The following is a 24,202-nucleotide window of genomic DNA, read 5'->3' on the forward strand; positions in this document are numbered from 1 at the left end:
GATTAAAGTATTCCCTTTTCTACTAAAGTCTCTGCGATTTGAACTGAATTCCAAGCCGCACCTTTTAATAGGTTATCAGAAACAATCCAGAGGTGGAATCCGTTTGGCATATCAGGATCTTTACGTATTCTTCCGACAAATGTATCTATTTTCCCTTCTGCATATAATGGCATTGGATACAGCTGTTTACTAGGGTTATCCTGCAAAATAACACCTGGTGCATCCATTAATACTTCCTTAATTTCCGTAACGGTTGCTTCTTTTTCCAGTTCTATATAAACTGATTCTGAATGCCCTGATACAACTGGAACACGTACACAAGTAGCTGCCATTTTCAGGTTTTCATCTTCTAATATTTTCTTCGTTTCTTGAATCATTTTTACTTCTTCAAAAGTAAAATCATTGTCTGTAAATATATCTACTTGAGGCAGTACATTAAACGCTATTGGGTAATGTTTTTTATCTTTTTTCGCCGGTAATATATTACTTTTCACTTCTTCACCAGCAAGCATAGACTTAGCCTGCTCTTGTAATTCATGAATCGCATGAATGCCAGAACCCGATACGGCTTGATATGTTGAAACGATAATTCTTTCTAAACCGAATGATTTTCGAATCGGCTGAAGTGCTGTTACCATCTGTAATGCTGAACAATTTGGAACTGCAATGATACCTTTATGCTGCTTTAAAGTATGCGCATTCACTTCCGGAACAACGAGCGGTACACCTTGTGCCATTCGGTACTCACTTGTGTTATCAATTACAATCGCACCACTAGAAACTGCATGAGTTACAAATTGTCTAGATACTTCTCCCCCAGCGCTAAAAAAGGCAATATCTACACCTTCAAAGCTAGTTGTTTTTGCCTCTTTTATAATTATCTCTCGTCCTTTGAATCTTACTTTCTTACCAGCGGATCGTTTTGACGAAAGCAATGTAACTTCAACTATATTAAACTTCATTTCATTCTCTAACAGTTCAATAATTTTTTGCCCTACCGCACCTGTAGCCCCAACAACAGCTACATGATAGCCCTTTTTTTTCATCTTTTCTCCTCCAATATCACCTAAATGAATATTTCTACAATTTCATTTTATACAGAATTTAATCATTTGGAAAATTAAAATACATGATATAATCATTCACAAATCATGATAATAAAAGAGGGATTGCTTATGGAAATGAGACATGTTAAAACATTTTGCGCCATTGTGAAGTATGGTAATTTTTCTAAGGCTGCGCATGCGCTAGGTTATGCGCAATCTACTGTTACAGCACATATGAAAGCTTTAGAGAACGATTTACATATTCCTCTTTTCGATCGGTTAGGGAAAAAAGTGCTACTTACAAAAGCAGGTCATCAATTTCATCCTTATGCATTAGAATTACTTTCAATATATGAAAAAGCGCAAGAAATCCCCCAAAATACAGATTATTTAGAAGGTACATTAAGTATTACATCTAATGAATCATTAGCGGTATACCGATTACCACAATTATTACGTACTTACAAACAGAAAAATCCGAAAGTAAATATCGTACTTGAAACAAACACAAATGAACAAGCATTACAAAAATTACGTGAAGGAGAAACAGACGTTATCTTCATAATTGGAGAAAGTATAGAACATAATGATTTTATTACGCGTACTTTGAGTAATGAAATATTTGGATGGATTTTACCAGATCATTCCGCTGCACATACAAATCCATTCCAGTTATTACAGGACACCCAGTTCATTTTTACAGAACAAAGCTGCGGCTATAGGCCAATGGTAGATCGTTTTTTATGTCAAAGTGGAAATATTCCAGCTAAAACATTTGAAACTTCCAATGTTGAAGTCATTAAACAATCCGTTATGTGTGAGTTAGGCATTTCAATTCTTCCTTATATCGTTGTACAAGAAAGTTGCCAAAAAGGACAACTATGTTTTCAACCTATCGAAACTCCAACAGTTATTCAAAGTTATGTAATCTATCATAAATCCAGATGGATTTCCCCGGTATTACAATCGTTCCTTTCCTTACTTGAACGAGACTAAAATATTAAGACGTACATAGAAAGAGAGTAATTGCCTAATAAGCAATTACTCTCTTTCATTAATTAGTATACTATTTATTAGTCTGTCCCCCACCTGCAATTAATTTACTACCTGAATATGTACCTTTGTTCATAAACACTTGATTAATTAATTCTTTTTGCTCAGCTTGCGACATTACTCCTTTTCCTTCTCCTAAATTCCCACTTTGTAATTTCCAAATCTTATTGTGATCCCCATCAACCTTTTCATATTTTCCTTGTTTCCATCGTTCTAAAATTTCTACATATGTACTTCCCTGTACAAGATCATTACTCTTTACAATATCAATTAAGCTTTCAATCCGCTCTTGTGTAATAAAAATATAGCCCCACTTTTGATCAGCTTTCGCTTTTTGATGTGCCATTTCATGTAATGCTGTCTGTATGTTCTCATCTGTCCATTTAAAATTTTTATTAAAACCACTATTCGGCAATGAATAATTTCCATTTTCTAAAAGCTTTGCATCTTCTGCTTTTACGTTACTATCAGCTAATACTTCTACTGCTGGAGCAGCTGGTGATGCCTTTTTCGCAGCTGGTTTACTATTATTTAAATAATGCAGCATACCATATGTTAAACCTACTCCAATTACCGCCATACCAGCTATAACACCTATTATTTTCAAAAATGTTTTCATCTCGCTTGTTTCCTCCCAAATATCTCCGTTCTGACTACCTAATTATTTCTTATATAAAAACTGTTACTTCATTCAAAATATCGCATCCCATCCCCTATCATATTATTTATATATACTTCCTCATATTGTATTTCTTTTTCTTTAAAATTGAAAGATTATTCTGTTAAATAATGAAAATATTCTACAAATTTTTCCTTTATATTTATAAAGAAACAAAAAACAACGAGCGCGTTCTACAACACTCGTTGTTTTTACTTTATGCACGATTTTCTTTTAACCACTTCGTAATAGCATCTAACTTCGAAACATCAAAACGTCTTTCTTCACACACGTTCAAATTTTGTGAGTTTCTCACTATTTCTAATTCATTATTTCTTACACTTTTTGCCTCAATTAATTTACAATACCCATCTGTAACAGTATTTAAATTTTCATAATAACGCTGAAACGATTTTGATATATGTAAATGTTTTTCAAAGTTTCTTCTTCTTTTCGTCTCATCAGATACTTTCCGCTTTCTAAGTTCTTCATCGTTCGTATATAAATAAAAATATTGATCCGGAAAGCCAATTTCCCTATTTATCATCTTTTCTTTATAAAAATTTTCTATTAAAGATAATGGCTGATTAAATATATCAAAATGAAAACACCAATTATAACTAAGTGGCTGATAAATATCGCCATCGAGTATTACTAATTCATATTGCTTTGACTTCTGAACAGCTATATTCCAGCGCTCAACTTGTTTTTCAAAATACCATGTTCTATGTTCATTTTTTGGCCTTTCAAATAAAGAATTCACTTCAGGTATTATATAAGCACCATAATTCTTTTCTAATTCACGGCACGTGGTACTTTTACCAACAGCGCTTGCTCCCTCAAATGCTATTATCCCCATAGTTTCTCCCTCTTTCATTAACTAAAATTTCGTTGTTTCGCTTTTCTTCCCCATAACTTTCTCCATAAAACAATTGAAGCGACAGTGAGCATGATTGTTGTAATGATACTACCTTCAATTCCGAACGTGCCTCCATGCAATGTTTCTGGTCCATTTGTTATAGACTTAAAAATTGGAGTAGAATATACAGTTGTGCCACTAACTGCAAAACCATATACATTATATTGAGCCCAGTTCCAAATTGAGTGCCATGCACATATTCCCCACAGACCGTCTTCTTTCAATACATATAAAGCTGCGAAAACACCCACTAATATTATATTCGATATAGATAATATTGTAATTCCTGGATTAAGTAGATGAAGAAATCCAAATAAAAATGAAGTTACAATTATTCCAACCCATATACGACTTCTAACAGAAAGAACCGGGAATAACCAACCTCGTACAATAATTTCTTCCGTTGCCCCTTGTATTAAAAATGCAACTAGAGATCCTACTATTCCTACTATCACTGTTGAGGTAATATGTTGTACTTGCAATTTCACACTCCCCATTAATAATAGTAGAATAACTGGCGTTGAAATAAATAAAAACCCTATTAACGCACCTTTTAAATACTTTCTCATCCATTTCTCTTTCCAAAAGCCAATGGATGAAAAAGGTCTTTTTTCTACAAAACGAACCCATATAAATAAAATAAATATAGCTCCGCCAAACGTTAACACCATTCTAACATTGTCATAAATACCTTTCATGAATATCGTTTCAGCTTTCGGTAAAAATAACATAAATAACATAAAAAGTTCGCCTAAAGTCAAAAATATAATGGCTAATATTACAGCAAAGACTGGATGGACCTTTTTTCTCCCTGCTTTTGCTGCTTCAATTATTATAAATGAATTATTTTTCACTTTCTTTTCTCCTTTTATAATATTTAACTACCAACAGTAACCAACCATATTTTACCACGAAAAATATATTATTAATATTTACTCTAAGTTTTTCTTACATGATTTTGCATAAATCCCAATTAGGAATAATATATAAATAAAAGAGGTGCCTTTGTGCCTTTACTATTATCACCCAGATTACTCAGTGGTATTACCAGCACTTGCTATTTCCCACCATTTGTTGTAAGATAGTAATTAAGGTCAATTTAACACTATATTTTCTTTGCATATTATCAAGTATCAATCGGGGACAGTTTGTACTCCTTATGGGTTTTTGATAATATGTGAAATTTTATTTTCATTCAAATAAGGCCGATCATATTGTAATTTTTCTACTTTTAGGAGGCATTACCATGACATTAACAGGTAAAGTAAAATGGTTTAACAGCGAAAAAGGTTTCGGTTTCATCGAAGTTGCAGACGGTAACGATGTATTCGTTCACTTCTCAGCTATCACTGGCGACGGCTTCAAGTCTCTTGACGAAGGTCAAGAAGTTAGCTTTGAAGTTGAAGAAGGTAACCGCGGACCTCAAGCTAAAAACGTTGTAAAGCTATAATTCAAACAATAAAAAGGTTGTTACCAGCAAGGTTAACAACCTTTTTAATATATAACTAAAATTTTTTACATAAAAGGAGTGGTTACATGTATCGCAATCGAAAGAACGATGTAGCAGAAGTACCACCAGAACAAACCCCTGTTTGGGAATGTGAATCAGAGGATTGTTTAGGATGGATGAGAAAGAACTTTTCATTTGAAGAAGAGCCTAAATGCCCTTTATGTAAAAGTAGCATGAAAAGCGGAGAACGTTTATTACCTAAATTAGGTTAATTTATAATAAAAAAAACCTCTTTTAATTAAGAGGTTTTTTTTATTATAAATTTATGTCCTCAACATCAGTTCGCACTATAGAATACAATAATGCATCGTGTTGCTTATTTCCTTGATGAATATATCCGCGCAATAGCCCTTCCTTTTGGAAGCCAATTTTAGATAACATTCTACAAGAAGTAACATTTTCAGGATATGTAATAGCTCCAATTCTAAACAAACCTAAATCTTTAAATCCATAATTAATAATTTCTCCAGCTGCTTCTGAAGCATAACCATTTCCCCAATAGCGAGGATGCAGATCATATCCAATCTCAGATCGTTTACTCCATAATTGTAAATTGTTTAGTCCAATTGTTCCTATTAAAACGTTCGTTTCTTTTAACACAATTCCCCATCGTATTGCCTTTTTCTCAAAGTAATTTTTTGAAAAAGATTCGATCATACGTGAAGCTTGTCCAAACTCCGTAAAAGAATTCATACCGTAGTAACACGTCACTTCATCCAATGAAAAGATTTCATATATTTTTTGACAATAAGATTGTTCTATTTCAACTAAACGTAAGCGTTCTGTTTCTAGTATAGGAAATGCCATAGGATCACTCCTTTCTCTCTACTCATTCATTATATCAGAAAAAATATGTATAATTAGTAAAGTCCTTATTGTTCCATAAATCAAACATTTCTAATGGCACATTCTCTCTTAATTCTATATACACGAATTAGATACCTTCTGATTGCACCTCAAACATGACGCTATAATTTCCATAAATCGAATTTTAAATTATCAAGAACTGTAAAGAAATTGTTTCTTCATTTTCTCCTTCTAAACAACCAACCTACCCCATACATTTATGGTAAAATATAGTTAATATATTATTTTATTGTGGAGGTGAAGATTTCCTATGTATATATTCATCGGCTTATCCCTCTTACTCATATTACTTATTTTTTTATTCGCAAAAAAATTCACCCCAAACTCATTCATGATGACTAGCTTTAAAGGTAATAGCTTTAGGACATTTTCAATCGGTATTTTAATCGCTGCCATACTCTCACTTTCATATGGAACTTATCATGCGGTAACATATAAACCTAGTTATTTAGATATTAAATTAAAAAATCAAAACTATACTGTTTTCGGTAATGTAGGCGAATTCGGTTATTTCTCCGAAGAATTATTAAAAAAAGATACAGAAGTACAACTATATTTCGTCTCTTGGAAAACAATACAGTTAAAAAATCCGGTAATACTTATAGAATATCCTTCAGGAAAACAAGAAACATGGAAGCCAAATATCGTATCAATACCGGTAAATAAATTACAAGAAAAACATGATATAAAAGATATTTATCAACTATCACCGTATTCATTTAAAGAGTCTGGAGAAATAACATTAACAATAAAAGAAAACAATGTAAAAAACAATACAATTTCCATTCAAATAAAATAAATAAAAACTGTTCCTCCATTTTGCTGAAGGAACAGTTTTTATTTATTCTACAGTATTATTTATTTAATGTAGCCATTATTTCATTGGCTATATTCTTTCCATTTCCAATACACGCACCAATTCCGACACCATAATATGAGGCACCAGCTAAATATACATTTGGATAAAGATTCGTCATTTTTTCTTGCAATGCTTGAACCGCTTGATTATGTTCTAAATGATATTTCGGCATTAAATCTTTCCAATTTGTAACTTCGACTACTTCTGGCTCACCTTTAATTCCGAGACTCTTTTCAATATCATATAAAGCTACTCGTACTAATTCTTCTTCACTATAATTTTTGATTGTTTCATATACCGGATTGGTGCTCTTATAAAACATTCTTACTAATAATTTTTGTTTACCCGATGTATGTTTCCACTTTCGACTTGTCCATGTACAAGCATCACAATGTAAATCACTGTTTTCCGTTACAATAAACCCTGTGCCGTCAGCTGGTAGTTGTTCATCTAGTATGTCAAATCCTAAGTAAATACTTATAAGAGATGAGTTTTTAAATGTATTAAACTGCTCATTTAACTCATTAGACTGTAATAAAGTTTGTGCTATATCATGCGGAGCTGCTAAAACAACATAATCAGCTTGTATTGTTTCATGATTTACAAAAGAAATCTCATATCGATCTTCTTGTTTACTTACAGCCGTCGTTATAGCACCTTTTTTTACGACAGTTTCAGTGAGCACTTCTTCTAAGCGATTAATTATCGTAGATAGTCCACCTTTAAATGATACGAATTTTTTATTTCCTGCTGATTGAAATTGTTTTTTATTCTCTTCAAAACCTTTAATAATACTTCCATACTTATTTTTATAATCCAGTAAATACGGTAATGTAGATGCCATTGTAAGCTCATTCAACTTACCAGAATATACGCCTGAAAGTACAGGAGCAATTTGTCTTTCCACTAACTCTTTCCCTAAGAAACTTTCTAAAAATAGAGCAAGTGATGTATCTTCCGTAAACTCTTTATTTTTCGTTATGAAATCTTTTAAAGCTACGATTTTCCCTTTCGTTGAGACTAGCGTACTGCTAAACAAAGACTGGGCGCTCATCGGTATCCCAAATATAGTATCAGAAGGAATCGGATGTAACATGTTTTCAGAATATATGTAAGAAATACCCGTTTCATTATATACCATTTCATCTTCTAAATTTAAATCTTTTACAAGTGGCATAACATATTCATTACGAGCAACGATTGAATCCGCTCCTGACTCCATAATGAAATCCTTTTCTTCCACACTATGGATTTTACCACCTAAATACTCTTCTTTCTCAATAAGAATAAAATTTAAATCGATATTATAATCCTTTTTTAATTTTTCTAAATAAAACATAGTAGAAAGTCCCGTTATACCTCCACCGATAACAACAACTGTTTTCATATGTGCTGCGCTCCTAACCGATACAATTAATAATTCCTTTTTATTATAACCAAAAGTCCTTATATTCGACTAGCAAGTTGCGCATTCTGTAAGAAATTAGACAATATATTTGAATATATTTTCAAATTACCTAATAAAAAAGAACTATAACATATACAAACCACGTCATAGTTCTCTTTATTTTAAAAACATAAAGTAATTGATTAATTTGTCTAGTTCTTGACTCAATGCCAATACTTTTTCATGTTGAATTCCATAATCCGATACTAAATATAAAAGTTCTTCTTTTTTTATTTCAATTACTTTTTCCAATTTCGCTAGTTCCATGTCGTTTTACATCTCTCCAAAAATAAAATGTATGTATTTCAGTATAGCCTACTTACATAATTAGTAAAAGTAAAATACGCATGTAAAATCTTACATATTTGAAAAAATAATATACTACTAACAAAAAAAGAAACTAGATTAAGCTTCCTTTTACAGATTATTGACGTTCATTAAGAATGAATAACATACCGGAATTTTTCTAATGTTATATCTTTATAATTTGGAGCTCTCTTTATATGATTAAAATAACTGGCAATTGCAGCTGCTCCAAAATGCGCATGCCAAATATCATTTGTTTCTTTTTTACATTGAAAAATAATTGAAAGGCCGCCTTTTAAAATACTTTTGTTTTCCATTTTCTTTCTCCTCTAGTTAAAATCACTATATTTTCATCCTAAAGATGGTGTCAGTACAAATAAAATGTGATTCGATTCATCACTTTTATTCAAAAATCGATGCTTCACATTTGGTGGAATACGTACAACATCGCCTTCTTCTAAAAAATATTCTTTTCCCTCCAATTCTACGTACACTTCCCCTTTCATAATAACAGCAATCTCTTCCTTATCTTCATGGGAATAATGACTTTCTGTTGTGTTTGCTTGTTTATTTAAATCCATCATTAACATTTCAATACGTGCTTTCATAAAATCAGGTGTTAATACATCATATACAATGTGATCATTGTTTTCCCGATATACTTTTTTTCGATCTTTTTTCTTAGAAATGAGCGAATCTGTATCGATATCATTAATAAAAAGTGTAAACAGCGGTACATTTAATGCTTTTGCAATTAACTCCAAAACATTTAAAGAAGGATTAGCATGTCCTCTTTCAATTTGGCTAATTAGTGATGTACTAATCCCTGCATAATCAGCAAATTCACGAATTGTCATATTATTTTTCTTACGATAACTTAATACTGTTTGTCCAAGCCTATCATGTATCATAGTAAAACTTCCTTTCGTCCATCATAATGCATATTTCATTGTCTTTGTGCTGACATACTAAACAAAGGCAAATAATCCTTTCCTATTATCTCCGGGACTTATATACTTACTTTTGTACATTATATCGCATTAAGTTTATTATAATAAACATTCTATCGGAGGGACAAACTTTGAAATCACCTATTCTTTCATATTTTATCTTATTTTTTGGTGTATTCGCCTTATCAACTTCAGCAATTTTTGTAAAATTGGCAGATGCTCCTGCGACAATCATTGCTTTTTACCGATTATTCTTTGCCACACTGATCCTGTTACCGTTATTACTATTTAATAAAAATAGTCGAAATGAGCTAAAAACTTTAACGAAAAAACAATGGACATTCGGATTCACATCTGGGCTATTTTTAGCTGCACATTATGTACTATGGTTTGAATCATTACAATATACTTCTGTAGCAAGCTCTACAGTTATCGTAACGTTACAACCTTTGTTCTCAATGATTGGTGGTTATTTTTTATTTAAGGAGAGATTTACGAAAGGAGCGGTTATTGGTTGCCTCATCGCTATTTCAGGTAGTATCATCATTGGCTGGCAAGATTTCAAAATTAGTGGAGAAGCTTTATATGGAGATATTTTAGCATTTATCGCTGCCGGTATCATTACTGCTTATTTTTTCATTAGCCAACACGTTCGTAAAGATTTGTCACTTATACCATATTCGGTAATTAGTTATGGAAGTAGTGCTGGCTTTCTTAGCATATTTGCTTTCATGCAACAAGAATCTTTCATCCATTACTCTACACAAACTTGGTTGTGCTTTATTGGATTAGCTTTCATTGCTACAATTTTAGGACAAACCATTTTTAATTGGTTATTAAAATGGATGAGTGCTACTGTAATTTCAATGAGTATTTTAGGTGAAACAATTGGCACTTGTATGCTAGCGTACTTTATATTACATGAGACTATTTCTTTACAACAAGGACTAGGAATTACCGTTATTTTTATTGGTTTAGTATTATTTTTATTACAGCCAAATTCTAATGAAAAAGCATGACAGTATACTGTCATGCTTTTAACTATTCATTATGTACAATTAAACCATTCGGTCTAAAACGACTCATCATAATTTCATTAATAAACTTTCCGTGAGCTTTCAAATTCCCTATCTTTACTCCCTCTTCTACAAATCCAAATTTTTCATATAAAGCTTTTGCTTTTGGATTCGTTTCTAACACACCTAGTTCTACTCTCTCTAACATTAACCAATTATCAGCCAGATCAAGCATCTTCATAAGAAGTGCTTTCCCAATTCCTTTATTATGATATTCACTGTCTACCCCAATGAATAAATCGCCTGAATGAGATCTTCGGCCCGGACTTTGTGTTAAACCTACAAATCCAACAACTTCTCCATCATATTCTGCAACAAATTCAAATTGATTTGGTGCTAAATTTCGAATTCTATTTTCCATAGCTTCTACACGCATGCTAGGTAAGAAAACCATATACGGTAAAACGTCATCCTGTATACATATACGATGAATTGCTCTAGCATCTTGTATTTCTACTGCTCTAACGTTGATCCCCATCTTTCTCTCCTCCATATAAATAACAATATATTTGTTTGTGTGTATTCTAGAAACGTGTATGAATGACCTTCTCACTCGTATTTCTTTATGTCATTTTTACATAATTATTTCGATATAATACTTAATTTCCAAAAAGATTAACAACTATATGGATTTGGTTAACTTTTCGCCTCGTTATATAAATTAAGCAAATTTTCAATTGGAATACCATTTAGTTTCATGCCGACTATATTACAATTTTCTATTTCAATATTTTTCAGATTACTATTACTTATAGTGCTGCCTTCCAAATCACATTTATCGAATACAATAGGTTCCTTCTCATCTCCGAGACTTGTATTTTTAAATTGCACTCCACCTAAAGTCACCAAATTAAATTTACTGCCAGAAAGATTTAAATCTGCATATGATGACCATCTAAAATTTATATTTCTAAACTTTGATTGACTTACATTACAATTACTCATATTCATATTTATTATATTGCTACCAACAAATGAACTGTTTTTTAAATTCACTTGATAATACCCTGTATTCGCTAAATTACAGTTTTCGTATTGACTATTTTTCATATCTTTATTTGTAACTACACTCTCTTTGTTTGAGCTTGTTTTTATTCTTTTCACGTAACAATACTCATCTTCCGATTCAAAAATCATTTGGTAGCCCATCTTTTTATAAAAGTGATGATTATTAATTTGTCTACTAGATGTTTCGAGATCCCAAATCTTTATGTTTGGATATTCCTTTTCTATTAATTTCATAACATGTGATCCAATTCCTTTTCCTTGATAAACAGGATCTACAAAAATACGATCAATTCGACCGTACGACTTACCAGAAATCGTAACTATTATCCCTCCAATTATTTCTTTATCCATTACAACTTTGAAAGAATCCAATTCTTCAATGGAATATTCCATCATTTCAACTGAAGAATACCCTGGCGGTTGAATGTTATAATCAATGACATCATCTTGGCCGTATAGCCATTGTTTTGCTTCTGCATCAAATGTTCTTTTCATTATTTCTGTTAATTTCTCAGCATCTAAAATTGTAGCTTTTTCTATAGATATTCTCGTCATTTTCGTTTTCCCCTTCATTATTACAAACCAACCATTTTTGTGAATGCCATAATTATCAATTCACTTTTATTTTTAATGCTTTTCCCATTATTACATATGGAACATCATTTGTACTTGGATGAAATGGCTCCAATATATTTATCCAATCTAATCTTTCATATAACGAACGTGCTTTTTCATTGTTTATTTGTGTTGTTAAAACACTCGTTCTATTTGGAATCCCTTCTAGTAATTCATTATGTAATTTCGTTCCAAGACCTTCATTTTGATATTGTGGGTGGACTGCTAACTCTACAAATTCAAAACAATCTTGTAACCATTCGTCTACTTGCTCTAGATGTAACGCTTCTCTCATTAATTGATTATAGTACTGTCCCTCCATTGAGCGATAACCATAAGTAAAGCCAACTACTTCATTTTCATCATTTATTGCTACTATACCTTTAAAACCTGTATATTCTATATGCCTATTCATTCGCTCGATTATTTCATTGAAATTTATTTTCTCAAATACTTTACAATACAATTTTGCCATATCCCCAATTAAGATTTCATCTTTTTCAATGCTTACGAATTTCACTTTATTCCCCCCTGTTAAACATTTACATACTTAAAATTTTAAAAACAAAGAAAATTAATACTAATCACTCTCTTTACTATTAAACTACAAATCACCCTATATTTTCCACAATTACTTAGTATTAATGAATAAAAGAAGAGACCATGTAATATCAACATGGTCTCTTCTTTTATTCATTTTCAATTTTATTCCGCTATTTGCCGGGCAGTAAGACCCCCATCTCAAAATTCAGCGAAAGCAAAGAAGTTAGGTGGGGGTTGGGCTAATAATCAGCGGGGCTGACACCCCACTGATTAAAGTTTCACTTTATATAATTAAAAATTAGATATTACTTAAGCCAATCGTTGCAAGTGTTACTTAACTGCTGTAAATCTTCTATAAATTGACTCGCATCATATCCATCACAAACCGAATGATGTACTTGCAATGAAACTGGTAGCATAACCTTATTTCCTTCGTTAAAATATTTCCCACAAGTTATAATTGGCAATAGAAAATTTTCATCATTATTAATATTAAGATTAAATCCAGTAAAACTAGTCCAAGGTATGCTAGAAATCGGAAATACATTAGGAGGAATATTTTCTTTCGTGAAAAGACCATGAACACTAGCATAGCATCTCATATCGTCTTCATAATTTTTATAGAAAGTGCGGAAATCACTTGAATAATCCGTCCATATACTTGAAAAAGACTTATCATCTTTATGAAAGATTGTATAACTCGGTATCATTTCCTCCCAATAGCCTAAAACTCCTTCATCGTTAAAACATGTTCGAAATTTTTTATGATTATTTACTACTCTAGAAATTAAATATATAAAAACGGGATAAAATTTTATTCCCTTTTGATATACTTCCTCTAATAACATCGTGATATCAACATTCACAGTCATACTAAATGTACAGTTCAACTTTAAATAATGCTCAAAATACCGCTCTCTATTCCAATCTTCTCTATCAATTACATGAAACTTCATTCTAATAGCCTCCTAAAATTTTCTTTTTATTTTAGAAGGCTAATTCCCTTGCTCTCACCATACTTGTTCACTCCTAACAGTTTACAATTCACCCTAATTATTCATTTAATTATATAACATATGTAAGAATCAATTCACATATTTCTGGAAATCCATCCACATACTATAGATAAATCAAATGAAATTTGGAGGATACATACATGAATAACAAAAATATGAATAAAAAAGAAAATGTTACTGAAAACACTACATCTATTCAAAATAATAATACTGCAAATCTTACTATCGAAGAACAAGCAATGAACGGCTTATACGGAATGCCCGAAACAACAATTGAAGATGCTGATCACGCTGCATCTGATGATTTGACTTCAAAAAATTAATTAACTACATTGAAAAAAGCCAAGGAAAATATCCTTGGCTTTTTTAACTATGCATCCACCTTTTGTATTTCTTCACTCTTTCTTGAAAGTTTACCTGGCCAAAAAGCAAATCGGCCTAAAACTACTGTAATCGCGGGTACAAGTAACGGTCTTACGATAAACGTATCTAGTAATACGCCAATTGCAGTTACAATACCAAATTGAACTAATACTTGAATTGGAAGTGTACCTAACACTGCAAAAGTTCCTGCTAAAATTAAACCAGCCGATGTAATAACACTACCTGTTTGTATTACACCATTCTTTACTGCATCCAAGTGATTTTGTGTCTTTCTGTTTTTCCATATTTCTGAAACCATAAAGATATTATAATCTTCACCTAAAGCAACTAAAAATACGAATGCGTACAACGGTATCGCACCTTGAATGGCCGGCGCACCCATACCGTAATGAAGTAATATCCATCCTGCTCCTAACGCTGAGAAGAATGATAAAACGACAGTTACAATTAAATAAATCATCGCAACAACCGATCGTAAGTAGACAAGTAATAGTAAAGCGATAATGCTAATCATTACTGGAATAATTACTGATTCATCACGTTCCGTAATTTGCTTTGTATCATATAATGAAGCTGTTTCCCCACCAATCCACAATTGATCTTTAGCATTACTAATCCCAGCACCTTTTAATACTTTTTCTATACTACTTTTCAATTTAGGAATTTGATCTAACGCTTCAATTGAGTATGGATTTTCCGCTAAAGAAACTTCATACATTTGTATTTGCTTATTTTCTTTTCCCTCTTTTGGCTCTTTCACTGTATTTACGAAAGAAAATTTCTCTAGTTCTTGTTTAATAGGAAGCTCTTTGCCTTTCGTATCAACAACAACTTTTATTGGTGCTAGTTCACCAGCTGAGAAATGATCACTAATTAACGTAAACCCTTCACGAGAAGGCATATCCTTTGGAAACGACTCTAATAAGTCATATGTGTATTGAATACGTGGTACGAATGAAGCCAATCCGCCTAATACAAATACAGTTAGCATAATTATTGTCCATGGTCTTCGTACTACAATATCTCCAAGTTTTTTACTAAAGGAGCCTTTTGATTTTTTAACTTTTACAGCCCTCTTTTTCTTTCTTGCAAACTCCTCATTCATTGAAGTTGTTCTCGGTATAAACGGGAAAAATGCAATTCTACCGAAAATTAATAATAGTGCTGGTAAAATTGTTAAAGCCGCGATTCCCATTATAAATACAGCAACACTAAATGGTACTGCAAATCGATGAAAGGCACCATAATGAGCAAGTAGTAATGTTCCTAATCCAAGTACAACAGTTAACGCACTCATTATTATTGCACCGCCAGATGCTTTAATCGCAAGTTGCAATGCTTTATATTTACTTTCTTCTTCTAACAAGTACTCTCTATATCTCGAAATTAAAAATAGACAATAGTCCGTTCCAGCGCCAAACAATAATACTGTCATAATTGATATCGCTTGGGCATCTACTTTAATCCATCCGTGATCAGCTAAAAAACCGAGTGTAGGACTAATAATACCGTATGCAAAGCCAACAACAAGTATAGGTAAAATCGCTAAAATTGGTGAACGATACAGTAAAATTAACAAAACTAACACTAGTAGTACAGTAGCCACTAACAATTTCACATCTGCTTGACTAAATAAACTAACTGCATCCGTTTGAATACCTACAGGTCCTGATAATCGAACATGTAAACCAGATTCACTTATTTTTTGTTTAAATGGATCTTCATCCACCTTACTATTCACTATTTTTCTAAACTCTTCAAGATTTCCTTTTAATATATCCGTACCAGCAGATTTATTAAAAAATACCGGTGTAACAAATGATGTACCATCTTTTGACGCACTTTTTGATAATACTTGCTCTGGGATTGTATCAAATGGTGGTAACGTTGATTGTTCTTTTAAAGGACTAGCTTTTAACTCCTTATAAACATCTTGTATGAGTTTATAATCCTGTGACTGTAATCCACCATCTCTATACCATACTACTAACAACGGATTCCCTGCATTATTCGGAAACTCTTTTTTTATAAGCGCTTCCGCTTGCTGTGACATAGCTGTTTCAGGTAAATTTTTCGGATTCGGTTCTTTCGTACTGTTTACTTGTGGTAACGTAAATGAAAGTAATAATGTAATAAGAATCCACACCGATAAAGTGATCCATTGCGTATTTTTCCCTGCCACAAGCCTCCCTAACATATGTAACGGGTGCTTTTTCATAAAAACCCACCTTCCTTTTTTCCTCCATTATTAATTATATATACTGGTCGGTTAATTAATCAAGAATGATTGAAAATTATGTTATAATTATCTCAATCATAAATGTCAGGAGCGAATGTATTTGGAACAAAAACAACGTCCTATCGGTAGGCCGCGTCAAAATAAAAATACAAAATCTACAAAAGAAACCATTTTAGAAGTAGCAACCCGCTTATTTCTTACACAAAATTATCAAGTCGTTTCTATGGATGAGGTCGCAAAAGTTTGTGGTGTTACGAAAGCAACTGTCTACTATTACTATTCAACAAAAGCCGATTTATTTACTGCTACTATGATCGAAATGATGGTACGTATACGTGAGAATATGTCTCAAATACTCTCTACAAACAAAACGTTAGAAGAAAGATTATTAGACTTCGCTAAAGTTTACTTACACGCAACGATGGATATTGATATGAAAAATTTTATGAAAGATGCAAAACTGTCGTTATCTGAAGAACAATTGAAAGAATTAAAAAATGCTGAAGATAATATGTATGAAGTACTAGAAAAAGCACTCGATAATGCGATGCACATCGGAGAAATCCCAAAAGGAAACGCTAAATTTGCGGCTCATGCTTTCGTATCTTTATTATCAATTGGGAATTTTAAAGATGAAAATCACAATCCTATTCTTGCAAATATAGATGAATTATCACAAGAAATCGTTTCTTTTTATTGGAACGGATTAGGTCATTCATATTAAACTGATTTGCTTTAATAAAAGAGCATGTTTGATTTTTTTCAAACATGCTCTTTTATAATTTATTTATATACTAATAATCAGATTATACTTCAATGCTGTTTAACAAAAAATTTCACTTTAACTTTTACAAATTTTGAAGTTGAACATTTATATTCCCCTTACTAAATCCCCCATGGTAACAAACTACAGATTCAATATGTAAATTTAAATACTTCTTCAAAGACTGCTGTGCTTCCTTAATATTTATAGTTGTTGGGTCCTAACATCCCATTCACACTATACATAGAGTCTCCTGCAATAAGAATTTTGCTTTGTTTCAAATATAAACTAATATGACCCGGAGTATGCCCTGGAGTATGAAGAATTAGTATTCCACCACAATACGGAAGTTCTTGCCCGTCAATCACAGTATCACTCACTTTTCCTTTTGGGCGGTTCTCTACATTTCCGTCCTTCAATAAAGGTAAATCCCCCTCGATATATGGCTTATCTAGTTCGTGCGCATAAACTTTAATATTACTTCGACAGCGCTGCAACAATTCTGGCAGACTACCTATATGATCAATATCCTGATGCGTCAAAATCACGACTTTTAACTTATCAAATGATACCCCAACCTTTTCCATCTTTACTTGTATATCTTCAATTTGTCCTGGGAAACCCGTATCTATTAATACTGCCATTTCATCATTCCATAAAAGAATTGGATGAATAACAAATTCTTGAAATTCAAGTTGTAACATTTCTACTCCTTTAGCAATCTCCATACAGCCATTCTCCTTTATGTTGAAGTTTGAAAATATGTACAAGTAAACTGAAAATATAAAGTGAAACTTTAATCCGTGGGGTTTTACTACCCGACAAATAGCAGGATAAAGCACCTCTATCTTATAATATGTTTTGTCATCCCAATAGAGAATGCTTCAAACCCTATAGATTCATAGTAAGATTGCAATTTTTCTACACACATAAGTTGTGGAATAACCTTGTTTTGTTCACAGTGCTGGATTAATCGTTTCACTATTTCTTTTCCGATGCCACTAGACTGATATTTTGGCAATACACCAACTCCACAAATAATGCCTGTTATGACTCCATCTGATATGACACGCCCCATCCCTACTAACCTCTTATCATCAAAAACATAAATTGCATACCAACTTTGCTTACACATTCGTTCTAACTCGTTAACCGTTAATTTAAGAGAATTCCATCCTAAAGATTCGTATAAGGATAATAATCCATTAAAATCTGTAGGGTGTTCACTTGTGTAGCGTATACTATTTTCCATGTAAACACTCCCTATTCTCTGGCTTGTTTATATTTCATAAAATTCCCTTTACACAAATCTGATCGATGTAAAAATAACTAGAACAAACTTCAATAAGAAAGATAGAATTCCTTCTCAATATAAAATAAAAAGAAGTTATCTCAAGCGAGATAACTGCTTTTATATAAGACTCTCATTATATTATCAACCAAAAATTATACAACTACATACGATAAGCACAAACAAAACTAATAAACCATTTGAGAAATAACCCATTAAATACTACCCCTTTATTAAATTATGTAAAAGATTTTATCATAAAATGATTTACAACTTAATAACTGAAAAAGACATTGTATTCATTAGTTATATACGTTTAGTAATATTTTATATTCGGTTATATTCTCGTTCCCTGAAATTGCTTATCATACTCTTCTACTTCAGTTCATATAAGTTCAAAATATTAAATAATAAATCAAGAAGACCTCCACCTTACAAGGTCTTTTTTACTTATTTTCCAAATACACTAATTGATTCTTCCTCAATTACAAGTAAACAATTAGCATATTACATGATTTAATATCCCAATAACCAATTCAACTCTATTAATTCGGTTCGACCTTAATATCCCCCTTTTATTCCAAAAACTCAATAATTGTTTCACATACTTTATCCGTCTCCTCGATATCTGGGAAATGTCCACTATTTTCAAATATAACAAGTTTACCATTTTTCAATTGTCTCGTTATTCTATAACTCATTCCTACACCCGTGTTATAGTCATGCGCTCCAACTATGACACACGTATCAATTTCTAAACCTTTAATACGCTCAATAAGCGGTAAAGATGATTTTGTTCCAAAAATAACTTTGCTCATCTTCCCTGTATTACTTAACTGACTTTCCTCCCAAAGACTCCGATTTAGCTTTGCAAATTCTTCATTTTTAAACAATAATCGATCTACAGCTTTTGTATCAACTATACTCCAAACTTGATTATACCTTTCTTTTAAAGGAATTTCTGACTTACTTATTATCAATATTTCTTCTTTCATTTCTCCTTTCGTTACTTGTAGAAAACCTTCTATCTGCACAGTATACATATCATTTAAATCATCTAACGATGGTGCTTGTAATACCATTTGTTCAACATTTTTCGGATATTTCAAAGCATACTCTAAACAAAGTTGTCCACCAAAAGAATATCCTAACAAATTTATCTTCTCTACATGTAATTGCTTTCTTAATTCCTCTAAATCTTCGACTAGAGTATTGATTGAGTACTCAACGTCATCTTGTGGTGCCTCACTTCTACCACATCCTCTTTGTTCATAATAAACAACAGTCATATTTTCTTCTAACCTCAACCCAAGTGTTCTTTCGAATACATAATGATTGCCACCTGGACCACCATGTACAATAATGAGAGGAACTGTATTATGAGCTGCCCCTGCAACTTTACACCAATGCAATACCCCATTGCTTTTCAAATAGTGTACACCATCTTGCAACATTAACTGATTCATTTATCCTCTCTCCTCATCGCTCACTTATTACTATCTAAATGTATAAGTTCTGACCATTCACACTTTTCCCCTTTATATCCTTTAGACACTATCCTCATTTATATGAATAGCTTTCTTATTCAAAAATAGATTTTTAAAAATTCCTACTCCCACAATTAATAAACCTATACCAACTAATTTATTTATTTGTAATGGAATGCTCTCCATTCCAAATAATCCAAATGTATCAATGCATAACGCAACAACCAATTGAGTAATAAGACTAATTAGCACCGTATATGCTGGACCTAGACTCTTTATTGCACCCATTATACAAATAATTAACCCGATACCAAACAGTCCACTTACATAAAACAAATAATTTGCAGTATACACTTTAATGCTAATACTGTTTTCTGTAATGATATAAAATAGAATAGAGCTAATGAGACCTATCCCAAGGACACATGTAGTCGTTAACCACTGCCCTACATTTTCATTTACTTTTGCATTAAAAACAGATTGTACGCTAATTAATATTCCTGCTAATATAGCTAAACTAAATCCAATCAAAATCTTCCTCTCCCTTTCATTGCTCATATATATTATCTTTAGCGACTTCCTTCATTCTAGAAAAATCTTTAATTACAATAACTCCATTACTCTTTTCAATTAGTTTTTCATTATAAAATCTTTGTAATACCCGAATTACGTGCCTATAACTTACCCCTATAAAATCTGCAATACTCGTTACTGAAGTTGCATCCAAATCCCCTTTATACATATTCCCGTTACTATCTGTTGAAATTGAAAGCAAATAACTAGCTACACGTACTTCTACAGGATAAAGTAAATTAAGAGCAGTAAAACGAGTCGATATTTTTAACGTGTTCGCAATGTTTTCAAGCAAGAACTTCATAAATATAGGATCATGTAATAACTTGTTTCTAATAACCGTATTAGAAATAGAGATTGCTACAACATCTGAACAAGCTTCAACGACATTATGCGCTTTGCTATTTTGAATTAATTCAATATCACCAACAATGGCCAATGGATTGATAAAGCGAAGAATTAGTTTCTTCCCTTCAGATGTAATCGTGTAAACTTTTACTTTACCTTTAACAACAAAATATAAACGATCCATTTCGTCATCTATATTGCAAATGAGCTCGTCTTTTTCAAAGTGATTTAATTGAAAATAAGCTGTATCTATTTCTGAAAAAACCTCGAGCGTTTTATTGGTTTTCAAATAATGCGTAATTAAACCTGATCTATCCTCCATATTCATTTCTCCTTTCATTTACATATTAAATACAACAATACCTATAATCATTATTATTGTTCCCACAATATGATATCTCTCCATCTGTATCTTTTTTATATGAAACAGTCCTTTCATTTCAATAACTGTTGCCGTTAACAATTGAGCAACCATAAGTGTGCCAGCTGTCAATGTAACTCCTAGTGCATATATCGCCATAGTTTCTGCACAAATAATGAATCCACCAAATGCACCCGCTGTTAAATATATTTTTTTCACACTCTTTAAATCCGTTATTTTCTCTTCTTTCTTTAACAAAAATACAGTTGTTGCAATAATGAATCCAATTAAATGGGTTATAATACTCGTCGACCATATACCGATATGTGAACTAAGTTTCGCATTAAAGGTTCCTTGAAGTGTTATAAATATCCCCGCAAAAACAGCAAATATAATACCTTTCAAAAAATCATCTCCTCATCCTTTATTTCTGACTTAATTAAAAACCATCATCCTATAATGGCAAAAGGACAAATGTCACATCACTATGAAAATAACTTGGAATGAACAAAAAAACACACCTCAAAAATGCGAGATGTGTTTATTTTTTTATTATTTATATATAATGTTTTATAAATAAAAATTACGCTACATTAAAAGATTTCTTTTTCATAACAAACTTTGCAAATAAGAAACGTACAAGCGGTCCCATAATAATTAATTGTAATGGATATGCCATTATGAAATTTTTAATAAAAATCGAAAAATAAATGGAAACAAATGAATCTCCTTGTAGTCCACCATGTAAATACATCATAGCCATACCGAAAAATGACATAAAGAACACCATTCCAATTACCATAGTTGTCGCCATTGCAACGATAATATTTATTTTTTTAGATTTATCAAATGGCAATATGAATACAATTTTTTTCGCACAAGGTCCAACGATACATATTTCAATTAATAGTGCAATAATAAAGCCAATTAATAGTTCTAATGCAATCTCTTTAATATAAATTGGTCCTCCTGTTTCATTCATTAGTAAATTGTAAAACGTCATTACGATAACCATCCCAAGGCACATCATCATGCCAAATTGGAGGTTTTCCTTTCTTGTTGTTGGCAAATTTCATCATCCTTTCTCTTTGAGTCTTTGTCATTATATCGACATTGGAAACCCCTTCGTAAGTGAACATTTTGTGAACAAATTTAAAACGCTTTCATATTTTTTCCTTTCTACTCTAATTCTCACTTTTACTTATAGAGGTTATATATATCGCAATGTTGAATTACTAAATTTAACATTTCATTACATTATTACTAGGAGGACAACCATGAATGAAGCAGAATTTTACGCATATCACATCGTAACAAGGAAAAAAATGCATATCGGACAAATCATTCCTTTTAACAAAAATCAACACAATACTCTATATCACTTCTTTTTTGAAAGAGAACAATTAAATGCTAGTGGTGAAGATGGCATACAAATTTTAAATAAACACTATAAAAATAACGAATTACATATAAATAATGAAAATACTAAAGTAGTTATGAGTTATATGGATCAAACAATTAGAGCAGTTAGAGAAACAATTGTAGAAATGGTTAGACTACAAGAATTCCCTGAATACCCTTCCAGATTATCTTGCTTATATGCTGCTAAAAGCTATGAGGATGCTTTGAAATGGAGAGCGCTATTTGATTCTTACAATCGAGAAGTTTTACAGATTGTTAAACTACGAGTGATCGGAAGTTCTTTTGAAGGTGACGGGAATCTTTTACCGAAAGAAGATGGAATTCCTTTTTCTCAAAAAATCGAACAAGCTAGAGAGTATTGGAAAGGAAATATTAGAAATGAGCTTCCTGAGCTACTGATTAATGGAGAAATTGAAGTGGTGGAAATTATTGATGACTTTTCCTCAATTCATATTTAATTTCTAACTAAATCATATAGGATGGAGATTACAATGAAGAAAAAAGTGTACTTCAATCATGATGGCGGCGTAGATGATTTAATTTCATTATTTTTATTACTTCAAATGGAAAACATTGAACTTACGGGGGTATCTGTTATCCCAGCAGACTGCTATTTAGAACCCGCAATGTCTGCCAGTCGTAAAATTATCGATCGCTTCGGCAAAGGTAATTTTGCCGTAGCCGCTTCAAACTCTCGCGGGCAAAACCCGTTTCCGAAAGACTGGCGGATGCATGCATTTTATGTAGATGCTTTACCAATTTTAAATGAGTCTGGAAAAGTTGTAACACCCGTGACGGCAAAACCTGCGCATCATCATTTAATAGAAACGCTTCTACAAACGGAAGAAAAAACAACTTTATTATTTACTGGGCCCCTAACTGACCTTGCTCGTGCATTATATGAAGCTCCCATAATCGAAGATCAAATTGAACGCCTTGTTTGGATGGGTGGTACATTTCTTAAAGCTGGCAATGTACATGAACCAGAGCATGATGGAACAGCTGAGTGGAATTCGTTTTGGGACCCTGAAGCAGTGGCTCGTGTATGGGATGCAAAAATTAAAATCGACTTAGTGACACTAGAAAGTACAAACCAAGTTCCGTTAACTATAAACATACGTGAACAATGGGCAAAAGAACGAAAGTATATTGGTATGGATTTCCTTGGTCAATGCTATGCAATGGTCCCTCCTCTCGTTCACTTCTCAACGAACTCTACTTACTATTTATGGGATGTACTAACTACCGCTTTTGTCGGAAACACTAGCCTTGCAAAAACTGAAACGATTAATAGTATCGTTCATACATACGGACCAAGCCAAGGACGTACAGAAGAAACTACTGATGGACGACCTGTAAATGTCGTTTATGATGTAAAACATGATGTTTTCTTTGAATATATTACTGAATTAGCAAAGAAAGCTGCTATCTGAACCCCTATAAAGTGATATAACTTCAGAT

General features: G+C 32.2%; 29 protein-coding genes and 1 pseudogene. 9 read left to right on the top strand and 21 right to left on the bottom strand.

Annotated features, from left to right (window positions below; all coding sequences use genetic code 11):
* Positions 1–2: 2 nt before the first annotated feature.
* On the bottom strand, positions 3–1,046 hold the full coding sequence (locus HFD78_RS27230) for an aspartate-semialdehyde dehydrogenase (RefSeq protein ID WP_000726549.1): 1,044 nt from the start codon (positions 1,044–1,046) through the stop codon (positions 3–5).
* A 129-nt stretch (positions 1,047–1,175) separates the two neighbouring features.
* On the opposite strand from HFD78_RS27230, the gene HFD78_RS27235 reads away from it, so the two are divergent.
* A complete protein-coding gene (locus HFD78_RS27235) occupies positions 1,176–2,042 on the top strand; it encodes a LysR family transcriptional regulator (protein ID WP_000425894.1) in 867 nt (288 codons plus the stop codon).
* A 70-nt stretch (positions 2,043–2,112) separates the two neighbouring features.
* On the opposite strand, the gene HFD78_RS27240 is transcribed toward HFD78_RS27235, so the two are convergent.
* The 3 genes from HFD78_RS27240 to HFD78_RS27250 all read right to left on the bottom strand — a co-directional run bounded on the left by HFD78_RS27240 (position 2,113) and on the right by HFD78_RS27250 (position 4,530).
* Positions 2,113–2,718: a PRK06770 family protein gene (locus HFD78_RS27240; protein WP_000846984.1), complete on the bottom strand. Its 606-nt coding sequence runs from the start codon at positions 2,716–2,718 to the stop codon at positions 2,113–2,115.
* 256 nt (positions 2,719–2,974) lie between these two features.
* Positions 2,975–3,634, bottom strand: coding sequence for a nucleoside/nucleotide kinase family protein (locus HFD78_RS27245; protein WP_002005064.1), 660 nt, complete (start codon positions 3,632–3,634; stop codon positions 2,975–2,977).
* Positions 3,634–4,530, bottom strand: coding sequence for a CPBP family intramembrane glutamic endopeptidase (locus HFD78_RS27250; RefSeq protein ID WP_000794817.1), 897 nt, complete (start codon positions 4,528–4,530; stop codon positions 3,634–3,636). The genes HFD78_RS27245 and HFD78_RS27250 overlap by 1 nt, the downstream gene beginning before the upstream one ends.
* Positions 4,531–4,922: 392 nt before the next feature.
* Between HFD78_RS27250 and cspD the strand changes: the two genes are divergently transcribed.
* Entirely contained in the window at positions 4,923–5,126 is a 204-nt protein-coding gene (gene cspD, locus HFD78_RS27255) for a cold-shock protein CspD (RefSeq protein WP_000176366.1), read from the top strand.
* Positions 5,127–5,212: 86 nt separating this feature from the next.
* Positions 5,213–5,398: a cold-shock protein gene (locus tag HFD78_RS27260; RefSeq protein WP_000286203.1), complete on the top strand. Its 186-nt coding sequence runs from the start codon at positions 5,213–5,215 to the stop codon at positions 5,396–5,398.
* Positions 5,399–5,441: 43 nt separating this feature from the next.
* Here HFD78_RS27260 and HFD78_RS27265 read toward each other — a convergent pair whose 3' ends face one another.
* Positions 5,442–5,993 (bottom strand): GNAT family N-acetyltransferase, encoded by a 552-nt coding sequence (locus HFD78_RS27265; RefSeq protein ID WP_000885392.1) that lies wholly within the window; start codon positions 5,991–5,993, stop codon positions 5,442–5,444.
* A gap of 310 nt (positions 5,994–6,303) precedes the next feature.
* Here HFD78_RS27265 and HFD78_RS27270 point away from each other — a divergent pair, with 310 nt between their 5' ends.
* Positions 6,304–6,852, top strand: a complete 549-nt coding sequence (locus HFD78_RS27270) for a hypothetical protein (RefSeq protein WP_000275247.1) — start codon at positions 6,304–6,306, stop codon at positions 6,850–6,852.
* 55 nt (positions 6,853–6,907) lie between these two features.
* On the opposite strand, the gene HFD78_RS27275 is transcribed toward HFD78_RS27270, so the two are convergent.
* From HFD78_RS27275 to HFD78_RS27290, 4 genes are all read right to left on the bottom strand, one after another.
* The gene (locus tag HFD78_RS27275; protein WP_000860344.1) at positions 6,908–8,299 is read right to left on the bottom strand and encodes a protoporphyrinogen oxidase; all 1,392 of its coding nucleotides are present in this window, start codon (positions 8,297–8,299) and stop codon (positions 6,908–6,910) included.
* 177 nt (positions 8,300–8,476) lie between these two features.
* Entirely contained in the window at positions 8,477–8,626 is a 150-nt protein-coding gene (locus HFD78_RS27280) for an aspartyl-phosphate phosphatase Spo0E family protein (RefSeq protein WP_000417698.1), read from the bottom strand.
* Positions 8,627–8,796: 170 nt separating this feature from the next.
* Positions 8,797–8,982: a hypothetical protein gene (locus tag HFD78_RS27285; protein WP_000428897.1), complete on the bottom strand. Its 186-nt coding sequence runs from the start codon at positions 8,980–8,982 to the stop codon at positions 8,797–8,799.
* 33 nt (positions 8,983–9,015) lie between these two features.
* Positions 9,016–9,576: a helix-turn-helix domain-containing protein gene (locus tag HFD78_RS27290; protein WP_000581029.1), complete on the bottom strand. Its 561-nt coding sequence runs from the start codon at positions 9,574–9,576 to the stop codon at positions 9,016–9,018.
* 170 nt (positions 9,577–9,746) lie between these two features.
* On the opposite strand from HFD78_RS27290, the gene HFD78_RS27295 reads away from it, so the two are divergent.
* The gene (locus HFD78_RS27295) at positions 9,747–10,634 is read left to right on the top strand and encodes a DMT family transporter (protein WP_000841812.1); all 888 of its coding nucleotides are present in this window, start codon (positions 9,747–9,749) and stop codon (positions 10,632–10,634) included.
* A gap of 22 nt (positions 10,635–10,656) precedes the next feature.
* Here the strand turns inward: HFD78_RS27295 and HFD78_RS27300 are convergent, their stop codons facing one another.
* The 4 genes from HFD78_RS27300 to catA form a co-directional block, all read right to left on the bottom strand.
* Positions 10,657–11,169 carry a GNAT family N-acetyltransferase gene (locus tag HFD78_RS27300; protein WP_000512617.1) on the bottom strand — a complete coding sequence of 171 codons (513 nt, stop codon included), beginning with the start codon at positions 11,167–11,169 and terminating at the stop codon, positions 10,657–10,659.
* A 158-nt stretch (positions 11,170–11,327) separates the two neighbouring features.
* Positions 11,328–12,272, bottom strand: coding sequence for a GNAT family N-acetyltransferase (locus HFD78_RS27305; protein ID WP_002061342.1), 945 nt, complete (start codon positions 12,270–12,272; stop codon positions 11,328–11,330).
* 37 nt (positions 12,273–12,309) lie between these two features.
* The gene (locus HFD78_RS27310; protein ID WP_000673963.1) at positions 12,310–12,834 is read right to left on the bottom strand and encodes a GNAT family N-acetyltransferase; all 525 of its coding nucleotides are present in this window, start codon (positions 12,832–12,834) and stop codon (positions 12,310–12,312) included.
* A gap of 328 nt (positions 12,835–13,162) precedes the next feature.
* On the bottom strand, positions 13,163–13,813 hold the full coding sequence (gene catA, locus HFD78_RS27315; protein ID WP_000668544.1) for a type A chloramphenicol O-acetyltransferase: 651 nt from the start codon (positions 13,811–13,813) through the stop codon (positions 13,163–13,165).
* A gap of 200 nt (positions 13,814–14,013) precedes the next feature.
* Here catA and HFD78_RS27320 point away from each other — a divergent pair, with 200 nt between their 5' ends.
* Entirely contained in the window at positions 14,014–14,196 is a 183-nt protein-coding gene (locus HFD78_RS27320; RefSeq protein ID WP_001060660.1) for a DUF4021 domain-containing protein, read from the top strand.
* Positions 14,197–14,243: 47 nt separating this feature from the next.
* On the opposite strand, the gene HFD78_RS27325 is transcribed toward HFD78_RS27320, so the two are convergent.
* Positions 14,244–16,475, bottom strand: coding sequence for an MMPL family transporter (locus HFD78_RS27325; RefSeq protein ID WP_000716543.1), 2,232 nt, complete (start codon positions 16,473–16,475; stop codon positions 14,244–14,246).
* A gap of 121 nt (positions 16,476–16,596) precedes the next feature.
* On the opposite strand from HFD78_RS27325, the gene HFD78_RS27330 reads away from it, so the two are divergent.
* The gene (locus HFD78_RS27330) at positions 16,597–17,220 is read left to right on the top strand and encodes a TetR/AcrR family transcriptional regulator (RefSeq protein ID WP_000435996.1); all 624 of its coding nucleotides are present in this window, start codon (positions 16,597–16,599) and stop codon (positions 17,218–17,220) included.
* Between the two features lie 124 nt (positions 17,221–17,344).
* On the opposite strand, the pseudogene HFD78_RS27335 reads toward HFD78_RS27330, so the two are convergent.
* The 7 genes and pseudogenes from HFD78_RS27335 to HFD78_RS27365 form a co-directional block, all read right to left on the bottom strand.
* Positions 17,345–17,987: pseudogene (locus HFD78_RS27335) on the bottom strand (MBL fold metallo-hydrolase).
* Positions 17,988–18,103: 116 nt separating this feature from the next.
* The gene (locus tag HFD78_RS27340) at positions 18,104–18,511 is read right to left on the bottom strand and encodes a GNAT family N-acetyltransferase (RefSeq protein WP_000431735.1); all 408 of its coding nucleotides are present in this window, start codon (positions 18,509–18,511) and stop codon (positions 18,104–18,106) included.
* 614 nt (positions 18,512–19,125) lie between these two features.
* Entirely contained in the window at positions 19,126–20,016 is an 891-nt protein-coding gene (locus HFD78_RS27345; protein ID WP_001072691.1) for an alpha/beta fold hydrolase, read from the bottom strand.
* Between the two features lie 81 nt (positions 20,017–20,097).
* Positions 20,098–20,568 (bottom strand): DMT family transporter, encoded by a 471-nt coding sequence (locus HFD78_RS27350; protein ID WP_000579027.1) that lies wholly within the window; start codon positions 20,566–20,568, stop codon positions 20,098–20,100.
* 16 nt (positions 20,569–20,584) lie between these two features.
* Positions 20,585–21,280 (bottom strand): Crp/Fnr family transcriptional regulator, encoded by a 696-nt coding sequence (locus HFD78_RS27355; RefSeq protein WP_000390197.1) that lies wholly within the window; start codon positions 21,278–21,280, stop codon positions 20,585–20,587.
* An 18-nt stretch (positions 21,281–21,298) separates the two neighbouring features.
* Positions 21,299–21,724, bottom strand: a complete 426-nt coding sequence (locus tag HFD78_RS27360) for a DMT family transporter (RefSeq protein WP_000676014.1) — start codon at positions 21,722–21,724, stop codon at positions 21,299–21,301.
* Between the two features lie 178 nt (positions 21,725–21,902).
* On the bottom strand, positions 21,903–22,388 hold the full coding sequence (locus HFD78_RS27365; protein WP_002103059.1) for a DUF2798 domain-containing protein: 486 nt from the start codon (positions 22,386–22,388) through the stop codon (positions 21,903–21,905).
* Between the two features lie 208 nt (positions 22,389–22,596).
* On the opposite strand from HFD78_RS27365, the gene HFD78_RS27370 reads away from it, so the two are divergent.
* Positions 22,597–23,199 carry a DUF2441 domain-containing protein gene (locus tag HFD78_RS27370; protein WP_001001048.1) on the top strand — a complete coding sequence of 201 codons (603 nt, stop codon included), beginning with the start codon at positions 22,597–22,599 and terminating at the stop codon, positions 23,197–23,199.
* Positions 23,200–23,220: 21 nt separating this feature from the next.
* Positions 23,221–24,174 (top strand): nucleoside hydrolase, encoded by a 954-nt coding sequence (locus tag HFD78_RS27375; RefSeq protein ID WP_002196477.1) that lies wholly within the window; start codon positions 23,221–23,223, stop codon positions 24,172–24,174.
* Positions 24,175–24,202 lie beyond the last annotated feature (28 nt).

Origin of the sequence: Bacillus sp. EKM501B, from assembly GCF_011800505.1 — a bacterium.
In the GTDB taxonomy this organism is placed as follows: domain Bacteria; phylum Bacillota; class Bacilli; order Bacillales; family Bacillaceae_G; genus Bacillus_A; species Bacillus_A cereus.